This window comes from Streptomyces sp. NPDC002698, from assembly GCF_042888945.1.
In the GTDB taxonomy this organism is placed as follows: Bacteria; Actinomycetota; Actinomycetes; order Streptomycetales; family Streptomycetaceae; genus Streptomyces.
In genome coordinates, this window is the sequence record NZ_JBIAQM010000011.1 from 22,274 (window position 1) to 40,366 (window position 18,093).

11 protein-coding genes are annotated in these 18,093 nt (G+C 71.0%); 5 read left to right on the forward strand and 6 right to left on the reverse strand.

The annotated features are described in order from the left end of the window. Positions 1-7: 7 nt before the first annotated feature. Positions 8-574 carry a DJ-1/PfpI family protein gene (locus tag ACFYW9_RS17600; RefSeq protein ID WP_328451823.1) on the reverse strand — a complete coding sequence of 189 codons (567 nt, stop codon included), beginning with the start codon at positions 572-574 and terminating at the stop codon, positions 8-10. Positions 575-1,199: 625 nt separating this feature from the next. Here ACFYW9_RS17600 and ACFYW9_RS17605 point away from each other — a divergent pair. From ACFYW9_RS17605 to ACFYW9_RS17620, 4 genes are all read left to right on the forward strand, one after another. After that, positions 1,200-6,137, forward strand: a complete 4,938-nt coding sequence (locus ACFYW9_RS17605) for an NAD-glutamate dehydrogenase (RefSeq protein WP_389150697.1) — start codon at positions 1,200-1,202, stop codon at positions 6,135-6,137. Between the two features lie 206 nt (positions 6,138-6,343). Next, positions 6,344-6,838 (forward strand): GtrA family protein, encoded by a 495-nt coding sequence (locus tag ACFYW9_RS17610; protein WP_389150700.1) that lies wholly within the window; start codon positions 6,344-6,346, stop codon positions 6,836-6,838. Between the two features lie 37 nt (positions 6,839-6,875). Beyond that, on the forward strand, positions 6,876-9,869 hold the full coding sequence (locus ACFYW9_RS17615; protein ID WP_389150703.1) for a CDP-glycerol glycerophosphotransferase family protein: 2,994 nt from the start codon (positions 6,876-6,878) through the stop codon (positions 9,867-9,869). Beyond that, the gene (locus ACFYW9_RS17620; protein ID WP_389150706.1) at positions 9,866-11,023 is read left to right on the forward strand and encodes a glycosyltransferase; all 1,158 of its coding nucleotides are present in this window, start codon (positions 9,866-9,868) and stop codon (positions 11,021-11,023) included. The genes ACFYW9_RS17615 and ACFYW9_RS17620 overlap by 4 nt, the downstream gene beginning before the upstream one ends. 151 nt (positions 11,024-11,174) lie before the next feature. On the opposite strand, the gene ACFYW9_RS17625 is transcribed toward ACFYW9_RS17620, so the two are convergent. Then, a complete protein-coding gene (locus ACFYW9_RS17625) occupies positions 11,175-11,972 on the reverse strand; it encodes an ABC transporter ATP-binding protein (RefSeq protein WP_389151110.1) in 798 nt (265 codons plus the stop codon). A 34-nt stretch (positions 11,973-12,006) separates the two neighbouring features. Further along, positions 12,007-12,927: an ABC transporter permease gene (locus ACFYW9_RS17630; protein ID WP_351862003.1), complete on the reverse strand. Its 921-nt coding sequence runs from the start codon at positions 12,925-12,927 to the stop codon at positions 12,007-12,009. A 159-nt stretch (positions 12,928-13,086) separates the two neighbouring features. Here ACFYW9_RS17630 and ACFYW9_RS17635 point away from each other — a divergent pair, with 159 nt between their 5' ends. After that, on the forward strand, positions 13,087-13,755 hold the full coding sequence (locus ACFYW9_RS17635) for a TetR/AcrR family transcriptional regulator (RefSeq protein WP_326787420.1): 669 nt from the start codon (positions 13,087-13,089) through the stop codon (positions 13,753-13,755). A 290-nt stretch (positions 13,756-14,045) separates the two neighbouring features. On the opposite strand, the gene galE is transcribed toward ACFYW9_RS17635, so the two are convergent. From galE to ACFYW9_RS17650, 3 genes are all read right to left on the reverse strand, one after another. Next, entirely contained in the window at positions 14,046-15,026 is a 981-nt protein-coding gene (galE, locus tag ACFYW9_RS17640) for a UDP-glucose 4-epimerase GalE (RefSeq protein WP_389150711.1), read from the reverse strand. Positions 15,027-15,144: 118 nt separating this feature from the next. Next, positions 15,145-16,740, reverse strand: a complete 1,596-nt coding sequence (locus ACFYW9_RS17645; RefSeq protein ID WP_389151113.1) for a glycosyltransferase family 2 protein — start codon at positions 16,738-16,740, stop codon at positions 15,145-15,147. Positions 16,741-16,795: 55 nt separating this feature from the next. Further along, positions 16,796-18,064 (reverse strand): glycosyltransferase 87 family protein, encoded by a 1,269-nt coding sequence (locus ACFYW9_RS17650; RefSeq protein WP_389150714.1) that lies wholly within the window; start codon positions 18,062-18,064, stop codon positions 16,796-16,798. Between the last annotated feature and the right edge of the window lie 29 nt (positions 18,065-18,093).

An 18,093-nucleotide genomic window follows, 5' to 3' on the forward strand; every position in this document is an offset into this window, starting at 1 on the left:
CGGCGCGTCAGTTCACCGGGGCCTTCGAGCGCAGCACCTTGAGGAACTCGCGCATCCAGGCGGAGTGGTCCGGCCAGGCGCGGGCGGAGACCAGGGTGCCGTCGACGACGGCCTCCGCGTCCTGGAAGGTCGCGCCCGCCGCCTGCATGTCGAGTTCCAGCGCGGGATAGGCCGTGACGCGGCGCCCGCTCAGGCTGTCCACGGACGCGGTCAGCAGGGGGCCGTGACAGATCTGGGCCACCGGCTTGTCCGCGTCGAAGAACGACTTCAGGATCTTGCGGAGTTCGAGGTCGTTGCGGAGGTACTCCGGGGCGCGCCCGCCGGGGATGACCAGGGCGACGTACGCGCCGGGGTCGACCTCCGCGAAGGCCAGGTCCGCGGGCCAGGTGTAGCCGGGCTTCTCGGTGTACGTGTCGAAGCCGGGCTCGAAATCGTGGACCACGAACTGCAGCTTCTTGCGGGTGGGGGCCGCGATATGCACCTCGTACCCCTCCTCGCGCAGACGCTGGTAGGGGTAGAGGACTTCCAGCGACTCCGCCGCGTCGCCGGTGACAATGAGGATCTTCGCTGCCATGGTGCTGCGCTCCCGTCGGCCGTCCTGCGCGTCGCGTCCGCCGTCCCTGCCGACCTGTCCCCGGGGAAGGTGCTTGCCGAGGGGCAGAACACGGTCCGTAGGACGACGGTAGCCCGCAGTCGGCCCGCACTGCATGCCGTCGCCCTCTCCGCCCCTGTGCATAGTGTCAAAGTTGCCCCCCTGCTTTTGTACACATACGGCTCATGACGACCCCCCGGTCGGGGGCGATAGCCTGGTGGCGTGATCAGCGCGATATCTCGCGGGGGCATCGTCGCCCCTGCCCCGCGCCCGGAACGCACGGACGACATCCGTGACCGGGCGTCAATCGCCGATCTTCACGGGCGGGACGGGATCACGGCGACGGCCGTGGGCGCGAACGGAAACGCGGCGAGCGCCGGCGGCAACGCACTCCGTACGTCGACGGCACCCGGGGAACGGACGTCGCCGAGAGCGGCGTCACACCCTCCGGGGCGGTCCAGAATGACCGATAGCCCTCCGCCCTTCTCCCCTTGCGGCATAGCGTCGAACCAGACCGGACACCCCGCGTCGCGGCGTTGCGTCGGAAGCGACGAGACCGTATTTCCTTCAACGTCACGCAACGGCGCGCGACAGGAGCCAGAGGACAATGCAGACCAAGCTGGACGAAGCCAAGGCCGAGCTGCTCGAACGGGCCGCCCGGGTAGCTGAGAACAGCCCGGTCGGGGGGCACCTACCGACTGGGACGACGGGCGAGGGCACCCCCGACCGGGACACCGTGCTCGCGTTCCTCCAGCGCTACTACCTGCACACGGCCCCGGAGGACCTCACCGACCGCGACCCGGTCGACGTCTTCGGAGCGGCCTTCTCCCACTACAGACTGGCCGAGACACGGCCCCAGGGCACGGCCAACGTCCGCGTGCACACGCCCACCGTCGAGGAGAACGGCTGGACCTGCAGCCACTCCGTCGTCGAGGTCGTCACGGACGACATGCCCTTCCTCGTCGACTCGGTGACCAACGAACTGTCCCGGCAGGGACGCGGCATCCACGTCGTCATCCATCCGCAGTTCGTCGTACGGCGCGACCTCACCGGCAAGCTCATCGAGGTGCTGCCCACGCGGCCCTCCACCGAGGACCTCCCGCACGACGCGCACGTCGAGTCGTGGATCCACGTCGAGATCGACCGGGAGACCGACCGCGCCGACCTGAAGCAGATCACCACCGATCTGCTGCGCGTCCTGTCCGACGTCCGTGAGGCCGTCGAGGACTGGGAGAAGATGCGCGACGCGGCGCTGCGGATCGCGGAGGAGCTCCCCAAGGAGCCCACCGCCGACGATCTGCGCGACCAGGAGGTCGAGGAGGCCCGCGAGCTGCTGCGCTGGCTCTCCGGCGACCACTTCACCTTCCTCGGGTACCGCGAGTACCAGCTGCGCGACGACGACTCGCTGGCCGCCGTCCCCGGCACCGGGCTCGGCATCCTGCGCTCCGACCCGCAGCACGGCGAGGACAGCCACCCGGTCAGCCCGTCCTTCGAGCGGCTGCCCGCCGACGCCCGCGCCAAGGCCCGCGAGCACAAGCTGCTGGTCCTGACCAAGGCGAACAGCCGCGCCACCGTGCACCGCCCGTCGTACCTGGACTACGTCGGGGTCAAGAAGTTCGACGAGAACGGCGAGGTCATCGGGGAGCGCCGCTTCCTGGGCCTGTTCTCCTCCGCCGCGTACACCGAGTCCGTGCGCCGGGTGCCCGTCGTCCGCCGCAAGGTCGACGAGGTCCTGCGCGGTGCCGGGTTCTCGCCCAACAGCCACGACGGACGCGACCTGCTCCAGATCCTGGAGACCTACCCGCGCGACGAGCTGTTCCAGACCCCCGCCGACGAGCTCCGGGCGATCGTCACGTCCGTCCTGTACCTCCAGGAGCGCCGCCGGCTGCGGCTCTACCTGCGCCAGGACGAGTACGGGCGCTACTACTCGGCCCTCGTCTACCTCCCGCGCGACCGTTACACCACCGGTGTGCGCCTGCGGATCATCGACATCCTCAAGGAAGAGCTCAACGGCACCAGTGTCGACTTCACGGCCTGGAACACCGAGTCGATCCTGTCCCGGCTGCACTTCGTGGTCCGGGTCGAGCCCGGCACCGAGCTGCCGCAGCTGTCCGACTCCGACAAGGAGCGCATCGAGGCGCGCCTCGTGGAGGCCGCCCGCTCCTGGGCCGACGGCTTCGCGGAGGCGCTGACCGCCGAATGCGGCGAGGAGCGTGCCGCCGAGCTGCTGCGCCGGTACGGCAACGCCTTCCCCGAGGGCTACAAGGCCGACCACTCCCCGCGCTCGGCCGTCGCCGACCTGGTCCACCTCCAGGCACTCGGGCAGGAAACGAGCAAGGACTTCGCGCTCAGCCTGTACGAGCCGGTGGGCGCGGTGCCCGGCGAGCGCCGCTTCAAGATCTACCGCACCGGCGAGCAGGTCTCGCTGTCCGCGGTCCTGCCGGCCCTGAACCGCATGGGCGTCGAGGTCACCGACGAGCGGCCGTACGAACTGCGCTGCTCGGACCGTACGACGGCGTGGATCTACGACTTCGGGCTGCGCCTGCCCAAGTCCCTCAACGGCAACGGCGACCACCTCGGCGACGACGGCCGTGAGCGGTTCCAGGAGGCCTTCGCCGCCACCTGGACCGGACAGGCCGAGAACGACGGCTTCAACGCCCTCGTGCTGAGCGCCGGGCTGAACTGGCGGCAGTCGATGGTGCTGCGCGCCTACGCGAAGTACCTGCGCCAGGCAGGTTCCACCTTCAGCCAGGACTACATGGAGGACACCCTCCGCAACAACGTCCACACCACCCGGCTGCTGGTCTCGCTGTTCGAGGCGCGGATGTCGCCGGAGCGCCAGCGCGCCGGTGTCGAGCTGACCGACGCGCTCCTCGAGGAGCTGGAAGCGGCCCTCGACCAGGTCGCCTCGCTGGACGAGGACCGGATCCTGCGGTCCTTCCTCCACCTGATCAAGGCCACCCTGCGCACGAACTTCTTCCAGCGGACCGCCGACGGCACGCCGCACGAGTACGTCTCGATGAAGTTCGACCCGACGGCCATCCCCGACCTTCCGGCGCCGCGCCCGGCGTTCGAGATCTGGGTGTACTCGCCCCGCGTCGAGGGCGTGCACCTGCGCTTCGGCAAGGTCGCGCGCGGTGGTCTGCGCTGGTCCGACCGGCGCGAGGACTTCCGTACGGAGATCCTCGGCCTGGTCAAGGCGCAGATGGTGAAGAACACCGTCATCGTGCCGGTCGGCGCCAAGGGCGGCTTCGTCGCCAAGCAGCTTCCCGACCCGTCCGTGGACCGCGACGCGTGGATGGCCGAGGGCATCCGCAGCTACCGGACCTTCATCTCCGCGCTGCTCGACATCACCGACAACATGGTGGCCGGCGAGATCGTCCCGCCCGCCGACGTCGTCCGGCACGACGAGGACGACACCTACCTCGTGGTCGCGGCCGACAAGGGCACGGCGACGTTCTCGGACATCGCCAACGAGGTCGCCCAGTCGTACGACTTCTGGCTCGGTGACGCGTTCGCCTCCGGCGGCTCCGCCGGATACGACCACAAGAAGATGGGCATCACCGCCCGCGGTGCCTGGGAGTCCGTGAAGCGGCACTTCCGGGAGCTCGGCGTCAACACCCAGACGCAGGACTTCACCGTGGTCGGCGTCGGCGACATGTCGGGCGACGTGTTCGGCAACGGCATGCTGCTCTCCGAGCACATCCGTCTGGTCGCCGCGTTCGACCACCGGCACATCTTCATCGACCCGACCCCGGACGCGGAGACCTCCTACGCCGAGCGCCGCCGCCTGTTCGAGCTGCCGCGCTCCTCGTGGGCCGACTACGACACCGAGCTGATCTCGTCCGGTGGCGGCGTCTTCCCGCGCAGCGCCAAGGCCATCCCGGTCAACGCGCACATCCGCGAGGTCCTCGGCATCGAGTCGAACGTCGCGAAGATGACGCCGGCCGACCTGATGCGGGCGATCCTCCAGGCGCCCGTCGACCTGCTGTGGAACGGCGGCATCGGCACGTACGTGAAGTCGTCCGCCGAGTCGCACGCCGAGGTCGGCGACAAGGCCAACGACGCGATCCGCGTCGACGGCGCCGACCTGCGCGTCAAGGTCGTCGGCGAGGGCGGCAACCTGGGTCTGACCCAGCTCGGCCGGATCGAGTTCGCCCAGCACGGCGGCAGGATCAACACCGACGCCATCGACAACAGCGCGGGCGTGGACACCTCCGACCACGAGGTGAACATCAAGATCCTGCTCAACGCGGTGGTGGCCAACGGCGATCTGACCGTCAAGCAGCGCAACAAGCTGCTCGCCGAGATGACCGACGAGGTCGGCGCCCTGGTGCTGCGCAACAACTACGCGCAGAACGTGGCGATCTCCAACGCGCTGGCCCAGTCCCCGAGCATGCTCCACGCCCAGCAGCGCTTCCTGCGCCACCTGGTCCGCGAGGGGTATCTCGACCGGGCCCTGGAGTTCCTGCCCACCGAACGCCAGATCCGCGAGCGGCTCAACGCCGGCCAGGGCCTGACCGGTCCCGAGACGGCGGTCCTGCTCGCGTACACGAAGATCACGGTCTCCGTCGAGCTGCTCGCCACCTCGCTGCCCGACGACCCGTACCTGCAGAGCCTGCTGCTCGCCTACTTCCCGACGGCGCTGCGCGACCAGTTCCGCGAGCAGATCGAGGGGCACGCGCTGAGCCGTGAGATCGTGACGACCGTCCTGGTCAACGACACGGTCAACACGGGCGGTACGAGCTTCCTGCACCGCCTGCGCGAGGAGACGGGTGCCTCGCTGGAGGAGATCGTCCGGGCGCAGACCGCGGCCCGCGCGATCTTCAACTCCAGCGCGGTGTGGGACGCGGTGGAGGCGCTCGACAATGTCGTCGCCGCCGACGTGCAGACCCGGATCCGGCTGCACTCGCGCCGTCTCGTCGAGCGCGGCACCCGCTGGCTGCTCAACAACCGGCCGCAGCCGCTCCAGCTCGCCGAGACGATCAGCTTCTTCACCGACGGCGTCGAGCAGGTGTGGTCGGAGCTGCCCAAGCTGGTCCGCGGCGCGGACCTGGAGTGGTACCAGCAGATCTACGACGAGCTGTCGGACGCCGGCGTGCCGGACGAACTCGCCACGCGCGTGGCCGGGTTCTCCTCCGCCTTCCCGGCGCTGGACATCGTCTCGGTGGCCGACCGCACGGGCCAGGACCCGATGGCCGTCGCCGAGGTCTACTACGACCTCGCCGACCGTCTCGGCATCACCCAGCTCATGGACCGCATCATCGAGCTGCCGCGTGCCGACCGCTGGCAGTCCATGGCCCGCGCGTCGATCCGCGAGGACCTGTACGCGGCCCACGCGGCGCTGACCGCCGACGTCCTGGCGGTGGGCAACGGGGCCTCCACTCCCGAACAGCGCTTCGAGGCCTGGCAGGAGAAGAACACGGCGATCCTCGGGCGGGCCCGCACCACCCTGGACGAGATCCAGGGCTCGGACTCGTTCGACCTCGCCAACCTGTCGGTGGCGATGCGGACGATGCGGACACTGCTGCGCTCGCATTCCTGAGCGGTACGCGAACGGGGGCGCCCCGGGCCGGTGACGGCCCGGGGCGCCCCCGTTTCGTGTGCGGGAGGCGCGTCCCCGGCCTTCTCGCCCGTCCCAGGTGCTTCTCCGACGAAATTCCGGCTCGCGATTTACCTATACCTGGTAAATAGGACATTTAGCTTAAGGTGGGCTCGACCGACGGACAGACCTGTGGAGGTTCCGGACCTGTGACAGTGCATCTCTCCGAGCGCCCCGCGCCCGTCGCGACCCTGCCCGTCGTCCGCCCCCGCCCCGCCCCGAGCGCCCCGAGGGTCCGCCGGCTCGTCCTCGAGGTGGCCCGGTTCTCCGTCGTCGGCGGCAGTGGGGTCGCCGTCAACATCCTCTTCTTCAACCTGGCGCTGCACGGTCTGACATGGGCCCCGATGGCTGCCACGGTGGTCGCCAGCTGTGTCGCCATGGGGACGAACTACCTCGGCTTCCGCTACTTCGCCTACCGGGACCGGGCCTCGCGCACGCGTCGCCAGATCGCCCTCTTCTTCGCGTTCAGCGGGCTCGGCGTCGCCATGGAGAGCGTGCTGTTCTATGCCGGCTATCACGGCCTGGGGATGAGCGGACCGCTCGGCTCGAACATCGCCAAGGCCCTGTCGATCGTCCTGGCCTCGGCGTTCCGCTTCGTGGTGTACCGGACGTGGGTGTTCCAACACGCGAGGAACGGCCGATAACGCCCCAAAGGGGGCCGCAGTGTCTACGATTAATAGGATGAATGTGGATCAACCTCACTCGTCCGCCAAGCAGGGGGCAGAATCCGCCGAGCAGGGGACGGAACCTGCCGAGCAGGGGACGGAACCCGCCGAGCGCGGGACGAAGTCCGCGGGCTCCCCGGCCGGGGGCACGGGGTCCGGGTCCGGGAAGCCCGCCGTCTCCGTGGTCGTCATCGTCTACAACGACGCCGCCCGGCTGCCCACGGCCGTGCGCTCCGTCCTGGACCAGACGCTGCACGACGTCGAGGTGATCGTCGTCGACGACCGGAGCACCGACGGCTCGTACGAGGTGGCACGGGGACTGGCCGCGGCGCACCCCGGCCGGGTCCGCGCCTGCCGGCTGCCCGAGAACAGCGGCGGCTGCGGCGCCCCCCGCAACCGCGGCATCACCGAGGCCCGCGGCACCTACGTGCTCTTCCTCGACAGCGACGACGTCCTGGAGCGCAACGCCTGCCGCAACATGCTGGAGGCCGCCGAGGCCACCGGCGCCGACCTGGTCTCCGGCCTGTGCGTGCGGGTGCACGTCGACGCGCGCATCCGCAAGGAGGTCAAGTGGTACCCCTGGCTGTACGGGCGCACCCGGACCCTGGAGTCGATCTCCGAACTGCCCGACCTGCTGGTCTTCGACACCCTGTCGACCAACAAGTGCTACCGCAGACGGTTCCTGCTCGACGAGGGGCTGCGCTTCCCGGTCGGCATCCACTACGAGGACCTGCTCTTCTCCGCCCAGGCCTACGCCACCGCCCGCCGCATCACCCTCATCCCCAACCGGGTGTACGACTGGCGGGTCTCCGACAAGGCGGCGGCGAAGTCCATCAGCAACCGGCGCGACGAGATCGCCAACTTCACGCACCGCATGGAGATCCACCGCAGGGTCGACCAACTCCTCGCCGAAAAGGGACTCCTGGAACTGAAGTTCGCCAAGGACGTCAAGTTCCTCAAGCACGACCTCGTACTGCACCTGCGCGAACTGCCCTTCCGCGACGCCGCCTTCCGTGAGGAGTTCGCGGCGATCGCCCGGCGTTACCTGGAGTCGATCGACCGCGCCGCCTTCGACGAGACCGAGCCCATCCAGGCCGTCTGCGCCTACCTCCTCCAGGTGAGCGACTGGGACAACCTGCTGCCCGCCGTGGACACCCTCACCAACCGCGACAAGATCTCCTCGCCGCTCGTCGAGCGCGACGGGCGCGTGTACTGGTGCGCCGAGCATCTCGACGACCCCTTCGGCCGGCACATCCTGGACGTCACCGACCTCGGCCACCACGTCAAGCCGGTCGACCGGATGTTCCTGCGCAACGTGCTGACCTCGTACGAGAGCACCGGCGCGACCGTCCGGCTGGCCGGGCGCGTCACCAACCCGCTCGGGGTGATCCCGCCCGGCGCCCGGCTCGCCGGCGAGCTGGAGTTCTACGCCCGCCGCCCCGGAGTGCGCTTCCAGACCTTCCGCTTCCCCGTGAAGCACGTGTGGCACGCGGGCGGGACCGTCGCCTGGGAAGGTACGGCGAACCTGATGGCCGTACGGCCGCTGGGCATCGTGGACGCCGTGTGGGACGTACGGCTCCACCTCGACGTCGACGGCGTGCGCACCGGCACGAGGCTCACCGCGGCCGAACCCGGTCTGGTCACCGGGCAGGTACCCGTCCGGCCCCGGCTCACCCGGCTCGTCGCCGACCGCATGGAACCGGTCGTCTCCTCGCGCGGACATCTGTCCTTCCGGCTGGTTCCCGGCAAGAAGGCCGACACCGTCGTGCGGCGCGGTGTGCACGGCCGGGCCGGCACGCTCGCCAAGACCGGCTACCGCAAGGCCCGTTCGCTGCGCAAGGAACTCACCTCGGGCGAGACCAAGATCCGTCTCTACCACGAGGTGTTCAGCCGGCTGCCCGTCCGCACGGGGCTCGTCGTCTTCGAGAGCCATCTGGGCCGCCAGTACAGCGACAGCCCCCGGGCGGTCTACGAGGAGATGCGCCGCCAGGGGCTGGAGTTCGAGCCGGTCTGGGCGTACAGCGGCAGCCCGGACGGCTTCCCGGACGACGCCACCCTCGTACGCCGCTGGTCGCTGCCGTATCTCAGGGCCCTGGCGCAGGCCGAGTTCTGGGTCGACAACCAGAGCTACCCGCTGAAGCTGACCAAGCGGCCGGGCACGACGTACATCCAGACGTGGCACGGCTCCGCGCTCAAACGGATGGGCTTCGACGAGGCCGAATGGAAGCTCAAGTCCCGTGAGGCGCAGGCCGAACAGCAGAAGACACTGGACCGCTTCGACCGGTTCCTCATCCGCTCCGAGCACGACGTGCGCACCCTCGCGCGGGCGTTCCGGCTCCAGGAACGGACCCTGCTGCGGGTCGGGTACCCGCGCAACGACGCGCTCGTGCGGGCCAGACAGCGGGAGACGGCCGGTGACGGGCGCGAACGCGGACCGCTGGCGGCGGAGCTGGGCATCCCCGACGACCGGCAGATCCTCCTGTACGCCCCGACCTTCCGCAGTCGCGGCAACGGAAAGAAGCGGTTCGAGCTGCCCTTCGACGTCGAGCGCTTCGCCGACACCTTCGGCGACCGCTACGTCCTGCTGGTCCGCTCCCACTACCTGAACCACGTCGTGCTCCCGCCGTCCGTGCGCGGCCGGGTCGTCGACGTCACCGCCCACCACGACATGACCCCGCTGCTCGCCCTCGCCGACGCTCTGATCACCGACTACTCGTCCGTGATGTTCGACTACGCCCTCCTCGACCGCCCGATGTTCTTCTTCGCGTACGACTACGACGCGTACGTGCACGAGGACCGCGGAACCTACTTCGACCTGCTGGAGCGGGCACCGGGACCCGTGGTGCGGACCGAGGACGAACTGCACACGGTGCTCGGCTCGCTGGAGGAACAGAGCGTCAAGTACGCGCCCCGGCGCGAGCAGTTCCTCGCCGACTTCGGCGAGTACGACAAGGGAACGGCGGCCCGGAGCGTCGTCGACCAGTTCTTCGGGCACTGGAGGCGTGGATGACCGGCCCTGCGCAGCGGGACATCTTCTTCGTCTCCAACAGCGTCGACGAACTGGGCGGGGTGACGACCTGGTCGCACCAGATGGCCCGGCTCTTCACCGAGCGCGGTCACCGCGTGCGCGTGGTGGGCGTGACCCGGCCCGCCGTTCCCCAGGAACTGGGCGAACTCCCTTACCCCACCACGACGTTGTACGACATCCACCCTCCCCGGGTGGGACCGGCGGGCGGCTTCGGGGGGCGGCTCGACGTCGCCGGGCGCAGAGCGCGTGCCGAGCGGGCGGCGGGCATGCGGGAGAAGGCCGCCGAACTGACCGCGCTGTTCCGGGCCGCGCGCCCCGGTGCGGTCGTGATCGTCACCCAGGTGTGGGCCATGGAGTGGGTGGAGCTCGCCGACACCGGCGGGCCGACCGTCATCGGGATGAGCCACGAGTCCTACGAGTACTGCCGGACGACCTCGCGCTTCAGGCGGGTCCTGAAGCACTACAGGGACGTCGACCGGATGCTCGCGCTCACCCGTGAGGACGCCGACCTGTGGATCGGGCAGGGCATGAACAACGCCTCCTTCATGCCGAACCCCCTGCCGTTCATGCCCGAGGTGCCCTCGCCGCGTACCGGGAACGCCGTCGTCAGCATGGGCCGGCTGCACGACCAGAAGGGCATCGACATGCTCCTCGACGCCTGGGCCGAGGTCGCCCCGCTCCACCCCGACTGGCGGCTGCGCGTCTACGGCTCGGGCGAGGACGAGGACGAGGAGATCCTGAGGAAGCAGTGCACCGCGCTCGGGCTCGACGACTCGGTCGACTGGATGGGGCGGACGAGCGACGTCCCCGGCGCGCTGCGCGGCGGCTCGGTCTTCGTGCTCTCCTCGCGCGGCGAGGGCTTCCCGCTCGCCCTCATGGAGGCGATGGCCGCCGGTCTGCCGTGCGCCGCCTTCGACTGCGCGCCGGGCGTCCGCGAGATCGTCCGGGACGGCGAGGACGGTCTGCTGGCCACCCTCGGCAACACCGGTGAACTGGCCCGCCGGCTCGACACGCTGATGTCCGACAAGGCGCTGCGGGACTCCATGGGCGAGGCGGCGCGCGCGAACATCCGGCGCTTCACCACGGACGAGGTCGTCCGCAGGTGGGAGGAACTGTTCGCGTTCCTGGAGCGCTGAGCGTTCCTGGAGCGCTGAGCGTTCCTGGAGCGCTGAGCGGTCCGGGGCGCCGAGCTCGCGGGGGTGGCACGAGGACCGGGGCGGGGCCGTCGACGGCCCCGCCCCGGTCACCGCTCACGCGGTACGTGCGTACGCGCCCTTGTGCCGGCGCCTACTTGCCCGTGAACTTCTCGTACTCCTTGAGGACGTCCGCGGTCGGGCCGTCCATGCGCAGCTCGCCGCGCTCCAGCCACAGCACGCGGTCGCAGGTGTCGCGGATCGACTTGTTGTTGTGGCTGACCAGGAACACCGTGCCCGCGCTCTTGCGCAGCTCACGGATGCGCGCCTCGGAGCGCTTCTGGAAGGAGCGGTCCCCGGTCGCGAGGGCCTCGTCGATCATCAGCACGTCGTGGTCCTTGGCCGCCGCGATCGAGAAGCGCAGCCGGGCCGCCATGCCGGAGGAGTACGTCCGCATGGGCAGGGTGATGAAGTCGCCCTTCTCGTTGATGCCCGAGAAGTCGACGATCTCCTGGTAACGCTCCCTGACCTGATCACGGGACATGCCCATGGCGAGACCGCCGAGGTAGACGTTCCGCTCGCCGGTGAGGTCGTTCATCAGGGCCGCGTTCACGCCGAGCAGCGAGGGCTGGCCGTCGGTGTAGATCTTGCCGTTCTCCACCGGGAGCAGGCCCGCGACCGCCTTGAGCAGCGTGGACTTGCCGGAGCCGTTGGTGCCGATCAGGCCGATGGCCTCGCCGCGGTAGGCGGTGAAGGACACGCACTTGACCGCGTGGACCTTGCGGACGCCCGACGCCTTCTCGGACTGCTTGCGGCGCAGGATGCGGTTGAGCGCGGCGGTGGCGCTGCCCCGTCCGGCACCGGTGCCGTTGACGCGGTACACGATGTCGACGCGGTCCGCGACGACGGTCGGGATGCGCGCGGCGTCGGCCGCGGGGGCGGCCGCGCTCACGGCGTCCTGCGGCTGGGTGTCCTGCGTGATGATGTCAGCCACGGCCGTACGTCTCCTCAGCCTTCCAGAAGTAGATGAAGCCGCCGACTCCGGCGACCAGCGCCCAGCCCACCGCGAGCGCCCAGACATGGTGCGGCAGCTGGTGCGCGTGGAAGCTGTCGATCAGCGCGAAGCGCATCAGGTCGATGTAGACGGCCGCCGGGTTGCTCTCCAGCAGGACCATCGCCCAGTGCGGCAGCTTGTTGTTGCTGAGTACCTTGTCGATGCTCCACATGACACCCGAGACGTACATCCAGGTGCGCAGCAGGAAGGGCATGAGCTGCGCGATGTCCGGCGTCTTGGCGCCCATCCGGGCCACGATCATCGCGACACCCGCGTTGAACATGAACTGGAGCACCAGCACGGGCACCGCGAGCAGCCACGAGACGCTGACCGGGACGCCGAAGCACAGCAGGATGACGACCAGCGCGGCCATCGAGAACAGCAGTTGCTGGAGCTGCTGGAGGGCGAACGACACCGGCAGCGCGGCGCGCGGGAAGTGCAGGGCGCGGACCAGGCCGAGGTTGCCGGAGATCGCCCGGGTGCCCGCCATGATCGAGCTCTGGGTGAAGGTCCAGACGAAGACGCCGGTGACCAGGAACGGGACGTAGTCCGGCACGCCGTGCTTGGTGCCGAGCAGGATGCCGAAGATGAAGTAGTAGACCGCCGCGTTCAGCAGCGGGGTCATCACCTGCCACACCTGGCCCAGCTTGGCCTGGCTGTACTGCGAGGTGAGCTTGGCGGTGGCGAAGGCGGTGATGAAGTGGCGCCGTGCCCACAACTGGCGGACGTACGCGGGCAGGCTCGGGCGAGCTCCGCTGACGGTGAGGCCGTACCGGGCGGCGAGGGCCGCGGCGTCGTCGGTGGGGGCGACCGGTGACGCTGTCGGGGGCGGTGTGTTGAGGACCTGGCTCACATCCGTTGCTTTCGCTCGGGGGGTGGGGGTGCGGTCGGCCCCGAAACCTTTCCGACGGGTTTTCCTGCCGTTTTCTTACGTCGGAACGGGACCGTATCGTCGTAACGCGAGAGTAGGCCCAGTCGACGTCGGAACGCAACCGTTTCGTCGTAACGCCCTATGCTGGTCCGTATGACGACGAACGCCGACACAGCCGCGAGTGCCGCCACGCCCGCGCCTGCCGACGGGAAGCCCAGGCGGCGCCGGGCTCCCGCCGGTGCGGCCGTCCTGCGCGAGGACGTCACGGAGGCGATCCGCGCCGCCGTCTTCGAGGAACTCGCGTCCGTCGGCTACGCCAGGATGTCCATCGAGGGCATCGCCCGCCGTGCGGGCGTCGGCAAGACCGCGGTGTACCGGCGCTGGCGCTCCAAGCTCCATCTCGTGCTCGACCTGGTCTCGGCGATCGCGGTCCAGGGGCTTCCCGCACCGGACACGGGTTCCCTCGAGGGCGATCTGCGGCTGCTGTACGAGGTCACCTCGCGTGCCCTGCGGCACCCGGTGGCCGGCCAGATCATCCCCGACCTCCAGGCCGAGGCGGCCCGCAACCCCGAGATCGCGGACGCCATGCAGGCGGCGCTGCGGGAGGGCCAGCAGTCGGTGGCGAGCGGGATCGTCGCGTCGGCCGTCGCGCGGGGCGAGATCCGGGAGGGCGTCGACGTCGAGCTCGCGCTGGACCTGATGTCGGGCCCGCTGTACTGGCGCGCGGTGGTCGTCCGCGGCCCCAAGGTCCCCAAGGGCTACCTGGCCAGCCTGGCCCGGGCCACGGCGGCGGCACTCAAGGCGCTCTGACCCGCCCGCGCCCGGTCGGACCCGCCCGCGCCCGGTCTGGGCCCGTCGGGGCCGTTCCCCGGGCAACGGGAGCACGAGCTCCGTGAGCCCGGCCGCCGGCGGCACGGGTCCGGACAGGGCGACGCGATCGGTTCGCGGGGGGTCGCCGTGCCCTCCCGGAGGCACGGTCGAAGGCGGCTGTCCCGGGGCGGTCGCCGAGGAGGCTGCCGGGAGGCGGAGTCCGGAGGGGGCCGGCGGCTGGTGGGGGAGTCCGGAGAGTCCGGACAGGGAGAAGAGCTAGTGCCGCGGCACTAGCTCCGGTTCGCGTTCGGGTGGTGGCGGAGCCAGCCGGACCAGGCCGAGGTGATCATGTCCTCGACGTCGTAGCGGGCCTTCCAGCCCAGTTCGTCGGCGATGCGGTCGGCGGAGGCGACGACGCGGGCCGGGTCGCCGGGGCGGCGCGGGGCGGTGACCGGGGGCAGGGCGTGGCCGGTGAGCACGTTGATGCGGTCGATCATCTCGCGGACCGAGACACCCTCGCCGCGGCCGATGTTGAGGGTCAGGCCGGTGCCGGGGGAGGACCGGAGGGCGCGGGCCGCGGCCACATGCGCCTCGGCCAGGTCGACCACGTGGATGTAGTCGCGCACGCAGGTGCCGTCCGGCGTCGGGTAGTCGTCGCCGAAGACGCGCGGAGGGGCGCCGTCCGTCAGCTTCTCGAAGACCATGGGGACGAGGTTGAAGACCCCCACGTCGGCCAGTTCGGGGGCCGCCGCGCCGGCCACGTTGAAGTAGCGCAGACAGGCCGTGGACAGACCCGTCGCGCGGCCGGTCGCGCGCACCAGCCACTCGCCCGCCAGCTTCGTCTCGCCGTACGGGCTCAGCGGCGCGCACGGCGTCTCCTCCGTCACCAGGTCCACGTCCGGCATCCCGTACACCGCGGCCGAGGACGAGAAGACGAACGCGGTCACCGAGGCCGCGGTCACCGCCTCCAGCAGGACGCGCAGGCCCTCGACGTTCTCCCGGTAGTAGTGCAGGGGCAGCTCCACGGACTCGCCGACCTGCTTCTTCGCCGCCAGGTGGACCACACCGGTGACGGAGTGCTCCGTGAGCGTCCGGGCCAGCAGGTCGCCGTCCAGGGTCGTGCCGACCACCAGCGGAACGTCCGACGGCACCCGCTCGGCGATCCCCGTGGACAGGTCGTCGTACACCACGGCCTGTTCGCCCGCCTCGCGCAGCGCGCGGACGACGTGCGCTCCGATGTAGCCGGCGCCGCCGGTGATCAGCCAGGTCATGTGAGGCCGTTCCCCTCGTCAGTGGGTCCGTGGTGCCGGACCGTGTGCCTGCGGCCGGGGAGAGGCGGTCCCGCGTGACGGTGTCGGCGTCCGCGCCTCGCGTCTCCGCGTCCGCGTATCAGTGAAGCAGGCGACGGAGCCTTCGGGACACCACCCCGGTCGTTCCTCGCCAGCCGGACGCCGTCCGCAGGCCCAGTGCCCCCGCGTGCGTCCGGTACGGCCGCACGAGGAGAACACCGTGGTGGGCGTCCGCGACCGCGCGGCGGCGCAGCAGACCGGGGCCGCCGAGCGCGTGCGCCGACACCACCCGGCTCGTACCGTCGTGAAAGCGCACGGCCAGGCGCAGATCCCAGGTGCCCGCGCCCAGGGCCGACAGCTCCACGGGCGTCTCCGCGCACCAGGAGTCGCCGTGCCGGTCGGCCACCAGGGCCGCCGTGCCGCTCAGGCCCACCCGCCCCTCCTCCCGGTGGACGAACTCCAGGTCCACCGAGGCGGGACCGGCCGCGGCCATCCGCCCGTACAGCTCGTGCAGGCGCAGCCGCAGGCGGGTGCCCCGCGCGCGGGGGCGCAGTTCCGCGTCGACGGCGGCGGGCAGCAGGTGGGCGGGCCGGTCCAGGAAGTGCTCCAGGGTCACCTCGGGCAGGTCGGCGGACCACACGGGGGTGCCGTCGCCGTCGCGGGCGTAGGGCGGGAGCAGCCGGGCCGGGCGGGCCGCGAGCTCCCTCAGTCGGGGCAGGTCGCGCGGGGCGGGGCAGGCGAGGATCACGCGGGCGACGAGGCGTCCGGGGGCGGCCGGGTTGACGGTGAAGTCGGCCGCGTCGAACGTCGACAGGTACGCCCGGGTGAGGTCCCACCAGGCGCTGCGGTAGCCGGGAGCGCGCAGTTCCAGTTCGCGCGTGTACATCCGCAGCTCGTGGTCGAGGAACTTGGCGTGCACGGCCCGCGCGAGCTGCTTCTCCCCGGCGCTCGAGAGGATCTCGTACGCCGCCCGGTTCGCCTCGGTCCGTGCCCGCCAGTTGCCGATGCCGGCGCGGTCGAGCGAGATGGACAGGTGTTCCGCGGCGCGCCGCACGTGCCAGATGTACACCGTGTCGGGGATCAGCGCGATGCGCGGCGCGGCGGCCAGCACCCGCGCGGTGAACACGAAGTCCTCGTAGGGGTAGCGGCCTTCGGGGAAGCGGATGCCGTGCTCGCGCAGGAAGCCGGTGCGGTACAGCTTGTTGACGCAGAGGGTGTCGTGGGCGAGACGGAGGCGGCGCGAGGGGCGGGATATCAGGGCGGGGCGCGCGTAGAGCGCGCGTTCCCAGGGGACCTCGCGGCCCGAGGGCAGTTCGCGGCGCACGCACAGTCCGGCCGCGACCTGGACGTGGTGTTCCTCGGCGGCGGCGAGCAGCGCGTCCACCGCGCCGGGAGGCAGGACGTCGTCGCTGTCCAGGAACATCAGGTACGGGGCCGTGGCCGCGTCGATGCCGTCGTTGCGCGGGCTGCCGCAGCCGCCGCTGTTGGCCGGCCGGTGGATCACCCGCAGGCGCGGTTCCCCCTCGGCGAGCGCGTCGAGGAGGGCGGGGCTGCCGTCCGTCGAGCGGTCGTCCACGGCGATCACCTCGCGCACGGCCGGACCCTGGGCGAGCGCCGAGCGCACGGCGTCCGCCACATGGGCGGCGTCGTCGTACCCGATGACGACGACGCTGACCTTCGCCTGGTGAGGGTTCATGTGATCCACGGGCCGGAATCGTAGGGATTGCGGGTAATTCTCCGTCAGGAGGCGGTCACTGTCGCGTCCGGAGCCCGGTGGGAACCCGGTGAGTGCCGCGCTCCCGCCCGGCCGGCACACGACGGCGCGGGTCGGCCGTGGACAGGCCCGACCGCCACAGCCGTACGAACGACATCCCCGCCGCCGTGGCCAGCAGGCCGTTGCGTACGAGCATCAGCAGGCAGCCCGTCCAGGTGCTGTCCACCACGTCGCCGTACAGCCCCGGGTACACCACCGAACTGACCGCCGTCGCCGCCACGATCAGCGCGGCGACCGGGCGCTGTGTGGTGTGCCGCGAGGTCAGGCAGACGGCGGCGAGGCCCAGCAGCCACACCATGTACTGGGGGCTGATCACCCGGCTCGTCACGGTGAACAGCAGGACGGCCGTGAGCGCCGCGTCGTACGGGGTGGCCGCCGTCCAGCGCCGCGCGCGGACCCGCCACAGCAGCAGGAGCCCGAACGCGGCGACGGTCAGGGCGAGCGAGCAGGCCGCGACCGCGCCGGTGTACGGACCGACGAACTCCATCGCGCCGTACTGGTAGCGGGCCGTGCCCGGCCAGCCGGCGTGGCGCGCGAAGCCCAGCACCGTGCCGCCGAGGGACTCGATCTGGACACCCCGGCCGCTCTGCTGGCGCAGGAAGTCGAAGGGGCCGCTGAAGACGGCCGCGAGGACGGCGAGCAGTGCGGCCGCGGTGACCGCCGCCGACGTCCACACCTCGCGGGTGGTGCGGCCCCGGGGGGTTCCGATCAGCGCCAGCGCGGGCCAGACCTTGACCAGCGCCCCCATCGCGGCGAACGCGCCGCACACACGCGGACGGTGCGAGAGCGCCAGCAGGGAGACGACGGCGAAGGCGGTGACCTGCACGTCGTACCGGGCGAGCGGGATGTGCAGCAGGAGGGGCAGGCCCAGCACCCACAGCCAGGCGCCGCGCGAACTGCGGCCGGAGCGCAGCCCCGCGCGGGTGAGGACGACGGCGATCACCGCGTCGGCGGCGAGCGCGCAGGCCACGAACGCGGTGAAGTACGTCAGCCACGGCAGCAGTCCGGGCGCCAGCAGCACCGGGCCGGCGCCCGGCGGGTACTGCCACAGCCGGTCGCCCGCCGGGAACGCGCCCTGGGACAGCACGCCGTACCAGTGGAAGTACAGATGGTTCACCTCGCGGGACACCCCGCCCCTGCCGAGCGGGGCGAGCCGGTCGTGGGCGAGGAGCCACAGCATCAGGGCGCGGGTGGCGAGCCAGGCGGCGGCGAGGGCGGGCGGGCGGCGGTTCCGGATGACGCTCATCAAGTCCGGATCGTAAGCCGCATGGATGG

Bases quoted from the DNA above. Each gene is read 5' to 3' on its own strand.
- ACFYW9_RS17650 (WP_389150714.1), bottom strand. From the start codon at position 18,064: ATGAGCGTCATCCGGAACCGCCGCCCGCCCGCCCTCGCCGCCGCCTGG.
- ACFYW9_RS17645 (WP_389151113.1), bottom strand. From the start codon at position 16,740: ATGAACCCTCACCAGGCGAAGGTCAGCGTCGTCGTCATCGGGTACGAC.
- ACFYW9_RS17615 (WP_389150703.1), top strand. From the start codon at position 6,876: ATGAATGTGGATCAACCTCACTCGTCCGCCAAGCAGGGGGCAGAATCC.
- ACFYW9_RS17600 (WP_328451823.1), bottom strand. From the start codon at position 574: ATGGCAGCGAAGATCCTCATTGTCACCGGCGACGCGGCGGAGTCGCTG.
- ACFYW9_RS17605 (WP_389150697.1), top strand. From the start codon at position 1,200: ATGCAGACCAAGCTGGACGAAGCCAAGGCCGAGCTGCTCGAACGGGCC.
- ACFYW9_RS17620 (WP_389150706.1), top strand. From the start codon at position 9,866: ATGACCGGCCCTGCGCAGCGGGACATCTTCTTCGTCTCCAACAGCGTC.
- ACFYW9_RS17635 (WP_326787420.1), top strand. From the start codon at position 13,087: ATGCTGGTCCGTATGACGACGAACGCCGACACAGCCGCGAGTGCCGCC.
- galE (WP_389150711.1), bottom strand. From the start codon at position 15,026: ATGACCTGGCTGATCACCGGCGGCGCCGGCTACATCGGAGCGCACGTC.